Here is a 13,123-nt window from a genome sequence, read left to right on the forward strand (position 1 = left end):
CCCATGGCTTGTCCTCTCGCCGAATTCCCCCTCGTTGTTTTCACGACCCGGAGAATTCGATGCGCAGCCTCACTGTGCCGTTGGCAACGCTCTTTGCGTTGACTGCGGCGACGATCTTTCCCTCTACATCCCTTGCCCAGGCGTTGCCTGTGGTTTCTTCACAGGTGGCCACCGCGCCAGCGCTGACCTTGAACGAGGCCATTGAACTGGCCCTTCAGTACAGCCCCCAGTTGGCGGCCAACCAGCATGAACTGGCGGCCGGCGAAGGCGCGGTCCTTCAGGCCAGGGCTCGCCCGAACCCCGAGATTCAGGCCCTGGTCGAGGACACCCGGCGCGAGAGCCGAACGACCACGCTGCAGTTCGCTCAGCCCATCGAGCTGGGCGGCAAACGATCAGCCAGGGTGGCGGTCGCCGAACTGGGGCAGGCGCAGGCTTCGGTGGACATTCAGGCACGCCGCGCCCAGGTGCGCGCCGACGTGGCCGAAGCCTTCTACAACGCAGCTATCGCGCAGGAGCGGGTTCGGCTGGCCCAAACGTCGGCCGACCTGGCTGGGCGGGCCGCCGATGCGGTGACCAAGCGCGTCACGGCGGGCAAGGTCTCTCCCGTGGAAGAGACCCGCGTCAACGTCGCGCGCGCCGGGGTGCGGGTCGAGTTGCTGCAGGCTGAGGGTGAGTTGAGATCGTCACGGCAACGTCTGGCCTTGCTGCTCGGACCAGCCGCCGCCCGTGCCCAAATGCTGGACTGGCGGCCGGATACGGGCTCGGTGCAGGCTCAAACCCTGCCCACCACCAACACACTTGTTGCCTCGCAAGACGTTCCAGCACTTCGCATGGCTCGTCTGGAAGTAGATCGCCGCCAGGCAATGGTAGATCTGGAGCGCGCCAGGCGCGTCCCTGACGTGACGCTCACCCTGGGCGCCAAACGGGATGAGGCCATCGGTCGCAATCAGACCATCATTGGCATCGCCATGCCGCTGCCGGTCTGGGACACCAACCGGGGAAATTTGCTTCAGGCCTTGAAAATGCATGGCAAGGCGCAAGCCGACCTGCAGGCCACCCAAATCCGCGTGGAAACAGAGTGGGCTCAGTTGAGCGAGCGCTTGCGTTCAACCCAGGCCGAAATCCAGACTCTGCGATCTGAGATTCTGCCCGGCGCCGAGAGCGCCTGGCAAGCCGCCGTCACGGGTTTCGAGTTGGGCAAGTTCAGCTTCCTTGAGACGCTGGATGCCCAGCGCACCTTGCTGCAAGCGCGGGCCCAGTACCTCCGCGCGCTCAGTGAGTTGTACCGCACCACATCCGACATTGACCGCCTGCTGGGCTCCAGCTCCAGCTCCAACGCAGCGCCGTCCCAGCCATGAGAAAGCACGCCATGACCAGTCCAAAGAACAACCGCCAGGTTGGGCGCATCAGCCGCACCCAGCTTGTGGCCATCGCCGTCATCGTCCTGCTCGGGGCAGTTGCGGGCACTTTCGTCCTCAAAAGCGCGCCGTCCGCGCCGGTTGGAGAAGCCCGTGAGGAGCACGGCCACGAAGAAGCCAAGGGGCACAGCGACGACGAACATCACGCAGAAAATGGCAAAACAGCTGATGGCCATGAGGACCACAAAGATCACAAGGACGGGGAGCACCACGACAAGCCAGGTGAGCACGCCGAAGGCGAAGAAGATGCCGTGAAGTTGAGTGCCGAGCAGATCAAGTCCGCCGGCATCAAAGTCGAGGCGGCCGGGCCAGGTCGCATCCGCACGACAGTGGACTTGCCCGGTGAGATCAAGTTCAACGAAGACCGCACGGCGCACGTTGTGCCCCGCGTGGCGGGGGTCGTTGAGGGTGTCTCAGCGAACCTGGGCCAGCAAGTCAAGAAAGGCCAGGTTCTGGCCGTCATCTCCAGTGTGCTGCTGTCCGAGCAGCGCAGCGAATTGCAGGCAGCGCAGAAGCGTCTGGCGCTGGCTCGCACCACCCATGATCGGGAGAAGAAGCTATTTGAGGACCGCATCTCGCCCCAGATGGATTATCAACAGGCCGTGCAGGCGCTGCGCGAAGCCGAAATTGCCGTGGACAACGCCAGTCAGAAGCTCAAGGCACTGGGCGCCTCGGCCTCGGCCGGTGCATTGAATCGCTACGAACTGCGGGCACCGTTCGACGGCATGATTGTGGAAAAGCACATCGCGCTTGGCGAGTCAGTCAAGGAGGACGCCAACGTCTTCACCCTCTCCGACCTGTCGATGGTCTGGGCAGAAGTGAGCGTGCCGGCAAAAGACCTGGCCGTGGTCCGGGTGGGGGAAAAGGTCTCCATCCGCTCCAGCTCCTTTGACGATGTGGCCACGGGAACCGTCTCCTATGTCGGCGCCCTCATCGGTGAGGACACCAGAACCGCCAAAGCTCGCGTGGTGCTGAGCAATCCGAAGCTGGCGTGGCGGCCCGGCCTGTTTGTCAGCGTGGCGGTGACCTCTGGCGATGCCGAAGCCCCGGTCACCGTGGCCACCAGCGCCGTGCAGACGCTGGAAGGACTGCAAGTGGTCTTCGTCGAGGTGCCGGGCGGCTTCAAGGCTGAACCCGTCCAAGTGGGGCGCGCCGATGCCCAGCGGACCGAGATCATCAAGGGCCTGGAAGCTGGGACACGCCATGTTTCGGCCAACAGCTTCCTCATCAAGGCAGAGATCGGCAAGGCTTCGGCCGAGCACGCGCATTGAGCCCAAGGACTGCCCATCATGTTTGAACGCATCATTCGCTTTGCCATCGAGCAGCGCTGGATTGTCATGTTGGCGGTCGTCGCCATGGCGGCCCTTGGCGTTTTCAGCTACCAGAAGCTGCCCATCGACGCGGTGCCTGACATCACCAATGTCCAGGTCCAGATCAACACGCAGACGCCCGGTTATTCGCCTTTGGAAACCGAGCAACGGGTGACCTATCCCCTTGAGACTGTCATGGCAGGCCTGCCGGGACTGGATCAGACGCGGTCGCTGTCACGCTATGGCCTGTCGCAGATCACCGTGATCTTCAAGGACGGGACGGACCTGTATTTCGCCCGCCAGTTGGTCAATGAGCGCCTGCAGGAGGCCAAAGAGCGCCTGCCCAGCGGGGTGACCCCGGCCATGGGGCCCATCTCCACCGGCCTGGGTGAAATCTACATGTGGACGGTCGAAGCCAAGGAAGGGGCCAAGAAGCCGGACGGCAGCGACTACACCCCGACCGACTTGCGAGAGATCCAGGACTGGATCATCAAACCGCAACTTCGCAACGTGGCCGGGGTCACCGAGATCAACTCGATCGGCGGCTATGCCAAGGAGTACCAGGTTGCTCCTTTCCCAGAGAAGCTGATGGCCCATGGCCTGACCTTGTCCGATGTGGTCACCGCGCTCGATCGCAACAATGGCAACGTCGGGGCCGGCTACATCGAGCGCGAGGGGGAGCAGTACCTGATTCGCGCACCTGGCCAGGTCAAGGGTGTCCAGGATCTGGGCAGCATTATCGTCAAGCAAGCCGACGGTGCCCCCATCCGCATCCGCGACATCGCCGAAGTAGGCCTGGGCAAGGAGCTGCGCACAGGCGCAGCCACGGACAATGGCCGCGAAGTCGTGTTGGGCACTGTCTTCATGCTGATCGGCGAGAACAGCAGAACGGTGTCCCTGGCTGTCGACAAGCAGATGGCGGAGATCAACAAGACGCTGCCCAGCGGCATCCATGCCGTGACCGTCTACGACCGCACCATCCTGGTGGACAAGGCCATCGCCACCGTCAAGAAGAACCTGCTTGAGGGGGCCGTGCTGGTCATCGCCATCCTTTTCCTGTTCCTGGGCAACCTCCGTGCGGCGCTGATCACCGCCATGGTGATCCCCTTGTCGATGTTGTTCACCTTCAGCGGCATGGTCAGCCAGAAGGTCAGCGCCAACCTCATGAGCCTGGGGGCACTGGACTTCGGGATCATCGTGGACGGCGCGGTCGTGATTGTGGAGAACTGCGTGCGCCGCCTGGCGCACGCACAAGCCCACCATGGCCGGCCACTCACGCTCCAGGAGCGCTTCCACGAGGTCTTTGCGGCCTCGCAGGAGGCAAGACGGCCGCTGCTGTTTGGCCAGGTGATCATCATGACCGTGTACCTGCCCATCTTTGCCCTGGCCGGCGTCGAAGGCAGGATGTTCCACCCTATGGCGTTCACGGTCGTCACGGCGCTGCTCGGGGCCATGGTCCTGTCAATCACCTTTATTCCGGCTGCCGTGGCGCTGTTCATCGGCAAGAAGGTGTCCGAGACCGAAAACGTGCTGGTACGCGCGGCCAAGCGAGCGTATGAGCCCATGCTCCATGGCGTGATGCGCGCTAAGCCCGTCGTGCTGACCTTGGCGGCGGTGTTGATCCTACTGTGCGGCCTGATCGCCTCGCGCATGGGCAGCGAGTTCGTGCCCAGCCTCAACGAAGGCGACTTCGCCCTGCAGGCCTTGCGCATCCCGGGCACCAGCCTGTCCCAGTCGGTGGCCATGCAGGCCCAGCTCGAAGCGCGGCTCAAGGCCAAGTTTCCAGAGATCGAGCGGGTTTTTGCCCGAACCGGTACGGCCGAGATCGCGGCCGACCCCATGCCGCCCAATATTTCGGATGGCTACGTGATGCTCAAGCCCCTGGACAGGTGGCCCGAGCCGCGCAAAACCCGCGACGAATTGATCGCTGCCGTCCAGGCGGAAGTCGCCAAGCTGCCCGGGCAGAACTATGAGTTCTCCCAGCCTATCCAGTTGCGCTTCAACGAGCTGATCTCAGGGGTGCGCAGCGACGTGGCCGTGAAGCTGTTCGGCGACGACATGGAGGTATTGAACAGCACAGCGAACCAGATTGCCAAGGTTTTGCAAACCACCTCTGGAGCGACTGAAGTGAAGGTCGAGCAGACCACTGGACTGCCTATGCTCACGATCAACATCGATCGAGAGAAGGCCACCCGCTATGGGCTCAACATCGGGGACATCCAAGACACGCTGGCCACGGCGATCGGCGGCCAGGAAGCCGGCACGCTGTTCGAGGGTGATCGGCGCTTTGACATCGTGGTGAGGTTGTCGGAAAAGGCACGTACGGACTTGGAAGCGATACGGCGGTTGCCCATTCCATTGGCTGGCGGTGGCTCACGCACCGGTGACAGAGAGGCTGCCCATGCCCGCTTTATCCCCCTGTCAGAGGTGGCCACCATCGATTCAGCACCTGGCCCGAACCAAGTCAGCCGTGAAAACGGCAAGCGCCGTATTGTCATCAGTGCCAACGTGCGCGGGCGCGATCTGGGATCGTTCGTGGCCGAAGCGGAGGAATCACTGCAACAGGTCAAGATCCCGCCTGGCTACTGGACCGTCTGGGGCGGCCAGTTCGAAAACCTGCAATCGGCCACGCAGCGCCTGCAAATCGTTGTTCCGGTTTCGCTGCTGCTGGTGTTTACGCTGCTGTTTGCCATGTTTGGCAACGTCAAGGACGGGCTGCTCGTGTTCACCGGGATCCCGTTCGCCCTGACGGGTGGCATCCTGGCGCTGTGGCTGCGCGACATTCCCATGTCGATCTCTGCTGCGGTGGGTTTCATCGCGCTGTCAGGCGTTGCGGTGCTCAACGGCTTGGTCATGATTGCCTTCATCCGCAGCTTGCGGGACAACGGTTTGGGCCTGGATGCGGCCATTCATGAAGGTGCGTTGACCCGCCTGCGGCCGGTGCTCATGACTGCCCTGGTTGCCTCGCTGGGCTTTATTCCAATGGCGCTGGCCACTGGCACCGGGGCAGAGGTGCAGCGGCCCTTGGCCACGGTGGTGATCGGCGGCATCCTGTCCTCAACAGTGCTGACGCTGTTGGTGCTGCCCGTGCTTTATCGCCTGGTCCACCGCAAGGATGAAGACGATCAGCCTGGCGCTGTGTCGGCCCACACGCGTCCTACTGGGGCTACGGCATGAAGGCGGCCTTAGCGGCAGGGACGGTATATCTGCTGCAGGATGGCCTCTCCAGCAGGATTGGATTGGCCGTTCGGTTCGGAGGCCATGAGCCTCCAGCCGTGGGCTGTGTCTACGCGTCACAGCAGCCCTTGCCTGAGTTGGTTAGACGCTCTAGCGGGCGACGGTCGCCTCGGAAAAGTTACGCAGCCCCCATCGGTCCGATTTGCGCTGCGCAAGAGACCGATGTCCTCGTAGGGGGCATCTTGGTCGACCGGTATGCAGCCGGATTGGCTCACCTGGCCTCGGTAGACAATTGAGTTATGGAACTGCTTCGCACCTTCGCCCTTTTTGTGCTGACGGCACTGGCTGAAATCGTTGGGTGCTATCTCCCATACTTGTGGCTGAAGCAGGATAGGACGGCGTGGTTGCTTCTGCCCGCCGCTGTAAGCCTGGCTCTTTTTGCCTGGTTACTCTCCTTGCATCCGACTGCTGCAGGCCGTGTCTACGCCGCCTATGGCGGTGTGTACATCGGTGTGGCGATCATCTGGCTGATGTTGGTGGACAAAGTCAAACCGACGGGGACAGACTGGCTAGGCGTTGCGGTCAGCATGATTGGCATGGTCATCATCATGCTGGGACGCCGGTCGAGCTGAGTGAGGGCTTTCCACCTGCACCAGACATTGGTGCAGACCTGGCCAATTTCCGCTTCTGGCCGGGGGCGGGTGCCCCCTCGCCCAACTTCATCGCCCGAGAGCAGTCGCTCAGGGGGAACGTCCTGACCGGCCGGTTTTGGGCGAGTAATTCCGAAAGCTGGCGGGCTCTACTCGGCCAGTTGCGGACTTCGGCGAGTGGCGGATTTCAGGTAGGCTAGGGATCGAGTTTATCTACGCTGACTCGCTGGACGGCGCCCTAGGCCAACTCCCTGAGTGGCGATATTCGCGCTGGTCTTCTAGATGCTGCTGATCAAAGCTGGCCTCAACAGTGGCGTGATCGGCAGGATTGCCCGGAGCCCTAATGACCAAAAGAGTTGTTTCGAAGACCGCAAATCCGAGCGGGTCGACTGTGCCAAGCCCTCGGGAGATGATGCGAGCGAGGCATCCGGACCTATTCTCGGATTCGAGGACAGAGATCGCGCCGAAGCTCTCGAAAGAAGTTTTCGAGTACCACCTTGAGACTCTGACGAGTCGCAAGCAAGAGTACGAGTTCGAGCACTTCTGCCGAAAGCTGGCAGAGAAGGAACTCTGCCCAAACCTCAGAGTTCAGACCGGGCCGACCGGTGGCGGCGACAGCAAGGTCGACACTGAGACGTTTCCGGTGGCCGCGGAGATCTCAGAGCGGTGGTGGGCTGGGGGTTCTAGGGCGAGTTTCGAACGCTGGGGCTTTGCCTTCAGTGCAAAGAAGGCGTGGGCTGCAAAGGTGCGTGCCGACGTCAAAAACATCCATTCGACTGGTCGCGACTACAAGCGCATCTACTTCTTCACCAATCAGTTCGTCAGCGACAAGCAGCGCTCCAAGGTCGAAGATGAACTGGCGCAGAAGTTTGGCATCCCCGTGCATATCGTAGATCGTACGTGGATCGTGGACAGAGTCTTCGAGCACGACCACCTCGATATTGCTATCGCGACGCTTGGGCTTTCAGCGGGCCAGGAACGTTCCGAAGTCGCCGGGCCTCAGGATGCAGCGCGACTCGCAGAGCTTTCTGAGCTCGACGCCCAGATCAGAGACCCCGACCGATATCAGGGTGCTCGCTATCAACTCGTTGAAGATGTGCTGCGCAGTGCCATCGTTGCCCGCGGGCTGGAGCGGCCGCGGTATGAGGTGGAGGGGCGATTCCAACAAGCGGAGATCCTGGCGCAGCAGCTGAAATTCCCGCAACAGCTCATGCGCGTGGCGTACAACCGCGCCTGGACGGCTCATTGGTGGTACGAAGACTACGACGGATTCCTGACTTACTACCAGCAGGTCGAAGATCGTCTAGCGGAATCTGAGGAGGCCCGCGACCACGAAAACCTGCTGAACCTGTGGCATCTGCTCTCGGCCGGGGCGCGGCAGGGCCGGATCTCGTTGGATGCGGCGGACCTCGAAGAGCGAGTTCAAATCCTTCGGATACGTCTGGAGCGCATCGCTGCTGATGTGGCACGTCCGAACAATGCGCTTGAGGCGAAGACGATGCTCGTGCTCGTTGCCGCGAACAGTGCATTGAGTTTGGGTAGCCAGGAGGGACTGCATGCCGCATGGCGTGAGTTGACGGGCATCGTGAAGGACGCCAGTCGGATGGGGCAGTATCCGCTCGAGCCGCTCGCGGATCTCGTCGGAGAGCTTGGCGACTTCGCCGACGGCGAGGCATTCGACGAGTTGTTCGTGACGCTGGTCGACGCGATGCGCGACCGACGCAGCGAGGGGCAGGCGGGCAACGCCTACCGAGAGCGCGGAATCCAACGCCTCCAGCGCGATAGACCGTACGAAGCCATTCACTGGCTTGGACGTGCGGAAAAGCTTCTGGTCAAAGAAGAGTACCAAGCGGAACTGGTCGCGACATTGGTTGCTTCGAGCTATGCGTACGAACGCGCTGGGCTGATTTGGGCGGCAAGAAACAAGGTGCTCGTTGCAGTCGAGCGCAGTTTGACGGCGTTCGTGAAAACCGGCCAGATGCCGCCGCTGGTGATGCGATGCCTCAACCGCTTGGTGTGGTTGGAGCTTCAGCTTGGGCGCGTGCCGCATGTCTTACAAGCGATGGCATGGACCAGCATCGCCGGGCGCCATCTCAAACACTCGCCGGAACAGGGGGAGCGCCAAGGTGACGAGGTTCAGCTCCAGGAGGCGGTTCTAGGCATCCACCTGCTGAATGTCCCTGTAACTTCTCTCGAGACTATCGAGCAGTTGCCGGACGCGCTGGAGCGGCTGGGATTGACCAACGCCCGCCTGGCGGCCCTGTTTGCTCTCGGGCAGGAGCGCGTGATTCGTGCAGAGGGCTACTACCCGGCCGAAACCACCGAGGCAGAGATGCTGACCGATGTTGAGCAATGGCGCGCGCAGCCTGCCTCAGACGACATCCCGCCTCAGCCAACATTGCTCGATGGCTCGACGGCGACTCTGCGGTCGGTCATCCTCGGCGAAGAGTTCATAGTCGTCGCACCCGTGAACCAGGTCGCGCTCGCTGTAGCGGAGTCGCTTCTTGGAGCAATGGAGGCATTCCTCTCGACAAGCAACGAATCGGACCTGCTGCCGCACCGCGAATCGACCAAGATTGTCGTTCGACTTGCGGCAGGCGCGAACACTGCGCCGACGTTTCGCTACCTTGAGGACGCGGGTCGGCAGCCTGAGATTCTCGTCTCGAAGGACTTTGCGATCACTGGTCCCGAGGACTTCAGCCGGTTTTCCGATTGGCTGGCCGAGGGCATTTCGGTGCTGGCTGCCCGTTGCTTTTCAATTCGAGACCCTGAGGCGTGGTTCAAAAGCAAAGCGAATGACGAGCAGGCGCTGTCGCGCGCGATCATCCTCGGAGACATGCTCACGATAGGCCGAAATGCCTTCGGCAACGAGCCAAGGCTGCGACTTAGAGATTGGATCGAGTCCGACGACAAGATCTACGAGAACCAGCGCACCACTCCGTGGTCGCCAAAGGGGCTGTCTGCGGCGGATTCGCCTGGACCGCTGCGGTTCGGTGAAGGACCTACTCCGCAAGGAGAGGGCGACCATGCGACGCAACGACATTCCGATCGACGCGTGCTGTCGCCAATTGACATTCCGCTTTGGAACGCAGCGAACTGGCGTGGCGCACTGTTTGCTGTCGACGAGGACAAGAATGGCGCGCCACCCGTTCTGGGCTTGATGTTCGGTGATCCGAAGTCCGGCGCTGCGATCTTCGAAGGCTGGCGCGGTCGCTGGGGAAGCGTGGATGAGGGAGGTTCGCTGCGTGTTGTCATCATCACAGGCGTGTCGCAACGTGACCCGGCGCACTACAGCATCTTGATCGGCCCGAACATGGACACCTCGCAGCGTTCCGGTCAATCGTTCGTGATGGTCTCACGCCATTGTCGGATGACGCCATCGACGAAGGCAAACTTGGACAGATTCCTCACCGCCTATCATCGACATGGAAAGTTCCTGCTCACCGCAGCAGGCACGGAGTCGCCGCCGTCTTTCGATGCCGCCGTCGCCTTGGGCAAGCGGCATCTTGAAGTGAAACCGGCTTGGAAAATCGGCGAGAACGACCCTGATGCTTCGGTCATATTCAACTCAGATGATCCAATCATTCCGCCGGATACAGCGGATCCGCCGATCTTGAAGGCAATGGCAAGAATGCGAGTGATGCGCTCGCAAGCGGGCGACAGCGATCAAGACTCCTAGCAGCCGGGTATCCGGAGTCTATGTAGACGCCGCCTTAGGCGACATAGCCTCGCGGCAAGATGAGGTTGCCCCTGAATTTCGGAGCGCTTAGCCCGGGTTTCATGCGGCGTTCTTGCGCTGAGCCGCCAGCCAGCGTTGCTCGTATTGCATGGGGCTGAGATAGCCCAGCGCCGAATGCAGACGAGAGTGATTGTAGAAGGCCATCCAGTTCAGAATGGCTGTCCTGGCCTGCTCTCGGGTGATTCCGGTGGCAATCTGTACCCAGAACTGACGCTCAACTTCTCGCCGAAGCGAAGGAGCCCCAGGAGAGCGCATCGCGTCTCTGCCAGTCAATTGCTTCATCCATCCTGCGGGTCGCCCCATAAACACCTCCTTGTTGAGGGTGTTGCGACGACCGGTTGAATCCGCCCTGGCTGCCGCGGTCGCTGTGGAAGATCAGCCCCTTGGCTGGCCTGCGGCGCCAGCAGGCCATCAGCAGCGCGTCTTTGACCAGGCTGGTCTGCATGTGCGGCTGCATGCTCCAGCCCACCACCTGGCGGCTGTGCAGGTCAAGCACCGCAGCCAGGTACAGCCACCCCTCATCGGTGGGGATGTAAGTGATGTCGCCGCTCCACAGCAGATTGGGCGCCTCGGGGTTGAAGCGCCGCTGCACGAGATCCGGCGCCACCGGCAGGTGGTGCTTGCTGTCGGTGGTAACGACGAACTTCTTCTTGGTGCGCGCCTTGATCCCGTGGCGCTGCATCAGCACGCGCACACGCTCTTTGCCCACGCGGATGCCCCTGGCCAACAGCTCCTTGTGCATGCGGGGCCAACCGTACTCGCCTTTGATCTCCGCGTGAATGGCACGTATGTGCGCCAGCAAGGCTTCGTCGCTCTGAAACCGGCTGGGGCAATGATCAGGTTCACCCTGACCTCGCTTCCAGTTGAAGTACCCGCTGGTGCTGATCTCCAGCACCTCGCACATCAGGCACACAGGCCATGCCTTGCCGCTCATTTGCCGGACCCAAGCGTACTTTGCAGCACATCCTGCGCAAAGTACGCTGCGGCTTTTTTTGCGATGTCGCGCTCCATCTTCAGGCGAGCCACCTCGGCCCTCAAACGAGCAAGCTCCATCTGTTCGGCTGTGACCACCGGGGCCTTCTGGCTCGGCACAACACCGCCCAATTGCCCCTTGGCATCCAGGCGAACCCAGTTGGACACATTTGATGACGGGATGCCCAGCACCTTGGCCACCACCGCCCCAGACTGCCCGGCCTTGACCTGCCTGACAGCCTCCAGTTTGTACTCCAGGGTGTACTTGCCACGTACCTGCTTGTCGACCATTTCTTCGCTCCTTTCCAGCATTGTGGTCATGAGCTAAGAACTCCACTTTTCGGGGGCAACCTCAAGATGATTCATGGATCTGCGACCTAGTTGGTCGATGCGCCGACCTATGCCATCGATTCGCGCTGGCAAAGAGCCCGAGACAGCTTCCACACACTGGCCTTCGAATGACCGCAAACGGGCAGGCTACTTCGCTGGGGCGACCGGCAGCTCAGGGTCGAATCGCCGGCCCTGGAGAATGACCGCTGATAGGCATCCGACCCAGCGCTTGTATGCGATGAGATCGACGAGTCGTAATGGGCTGCTACCAGCCTGAAGTGGACGCACAGGCTGTTGTTTCGGCTGGCAGCTCTGGCCAATTGCTTCCACTACGCCCTGCTAAAAATCGGCGTGACAGTTGCTGTGTGCATCTGAGCATCCACAAAGTCTGCCCAGGCTTGCAGAATCACCCGCCGCTGGTTAGCGTATTCAGCACGGTTGTAGACACCTTTGATCCCCGTGATCTTGTGCGCCAGGGCCAACTCAATGGCGTCAGACGAGTGCCCCATCTCGTGGAGGTGAGTCGAAGCCGTTCGCCGGAAGTCGTGAAGAACAAAATGCTGCACATCCATCGCCATCGCCCGGATTGCCTGGTTCAGCGTGCTGTTGTGGATGGGGCGGTCTTCACTCCCATGAGTGCTTGGAAACACATAGGCTGAGCCATTTGAAAGGCGCTTGAGCTCCAGGAACATCGCCTTGGCTTGATCGGACAGATACACCCTGTGTGGCTTGTCCTTCTTCATGCGATCAGCATGGATGTCCCAGATCCCCGCATCAAAGTCGAACTCTGTCCACGGTGCTTCGGTGAGTTCCGTTTTCCGGACCATCGTGATCAGCAGCAGGTGCAATGCCAGCTTCACACCCCGCCTGGCATCAGACGCGTAAATGCTGCGCATGACATCGCCAATCTCCTTCGCACTCAAGGCCCGAGTTCGGCTTTCAGCAGTGGCAATGAACCTTGCCACGAGCGCCGTCGCTGGGTTGGTATCCACCATCTGGCGAGCAACAGCGAAGTCGTACATGCGTCTCAGTACGTTTCGCGTTAACAGTGCCATCTGGGGGGACCCCCGCGACTTGATACGGTCGCACAAGTTCAGGATGTCAGCAGGCTTGACCTCCGCGAGTGGCATCTGACCTATCGCCGGGATCACATCCTTCTCGAACACTCGACGCATCGTCTTCACGTAGCTGTCTGACTTGCCCTTGATTTGGTCGTCAAGCCAATCCAGTCCAAAGACCTTGACGGTATTTTTGTGAGCGGTCTTGACCGCTTGAACGGCTCGCTTTGGCGATTCCCCCCGCGCAACAAGAACAGCCCACTCATCCCTTTGCTTCCTAGCGTCGGCCAGGCTGATGTCTGGGTAATTGCCGATCGTCAAGGTCGGCTGACGAACACCATGAAGCTGGTAGCGATAGCGCCAGATCTTGGCACCGCTGGGCATCACTTCGATCAGCAAGCCGCCCATGTCACTGACACGGTAGCGATCTTCCCTCGGTTTCAAAGAGCGAATCTTGGTGTCTGTCAGT

Annotated in this window: 6 protein-coding genes and 1 pseudogene; 5 read left to right on the forward strand and 2 right to left on the reverse strand. The window is 61.2% G+C overall.

What is annotated here, in order from left to right:
* Positions 1-149: 149 nt before the first annotated feature.
* The 5 genes from RBT42_RS14565 (at position 150) to RBT42_RS14585 (ending at position 10,234) form a co-directional block, all read left to right on the forward strand.
* Positions 150-1,358 carry a TolC family protein gene (locus RBT42_RS14565; protein WP_320366395.1) on the forward strand — a complete coding sequence of 403 codons (1,209 nt, stop codon included), beginning with the start codon at positions 150-152 and terminating at the stop codon, positions 1,356-1,358.
* Positions 1,355-2,689 (forward strand): efflux RND transporter periplasmic adaptor subunit, encoded by a 1,335-nt coding sequence (locus tag RBT42_RS14570; RefSeq protein WP_320366397.1) that lies wholly within the window; start codon positions 1,355-1,357, stop codon positions 2,687-2,689. Before RBT42_RS14565 ends, RBT42_RS14570 begins: the two co-directional genes overlap by 4 nt.
* 18 nt (positions 2,690-2,707) lie before the next feature.
* On the forward strand, positions 2,708-5,905 hold the full coding sequence (locus RBT42_RS14575; RefSeq protein ID WP_320366399.1) for a CusA/CzcA family heavy metal efflux RND transporter: 3,198 nt from the start codon (positions 2,708-2,710) through the stop codon (positions 5,903-5,905).
* A gap of 299 nt (positions 5,906-6,204) precedes the next feature.
* Complete coding sequence (locus RBT42_RS14580) at positions 6,205-6,537, forward strand: YnfA family protein (RefSeq protein WP_320366401.1); 333 nt, start codon at positions 6,205-6,207, stop codon at positions 6,535-6,537.
* Between the two features lie 361 nt (positions 6,538-6,898).
* Positions 6,899-10,234, forward strand: coding sequence for a hypothetical protein (locus RBT42_RS14585; protein ID WP_320366403.1), 3,336 nt, complete (start codon positions 6,899-6,901; stop codon positions 10,232-10,234).
* Positions 10,235-10,333: 99 nt separating this feature from the next.
* Here RBT42_RS14585 and RBT42_RS14590 read toward each other — a convergent pair.
* A pseudogene (locus tag RBT42_RS14590) lies at positions 10,334-11,557 on the reverse strand (IS3 family transposase).
* Positions 11,558-11,925: 368 nt separating this feature from the next.
* Positions 11,926-13,122, reverse strand: coding sequence for a tyrosine-type recombinase/integrase (locus RBT42_RS14595; protein WP_320366405.1), 1,197 nt, complete (start codon positions 13,120-13,122; stop codon positions 11,926-11,928).
* Between the last annotated feature and the right edge of the window lies 1 nt (position 13,123).

The sequence above is a fragment of the Aquabacterium sp. genome, assembly GCF_034003525.1.
Classification (GTDB): Bacteria; Pseudomonadota; Gammaproteobacteria; order Burkholderiales; family Burkholderiaceae_C; genus Aquabacterium.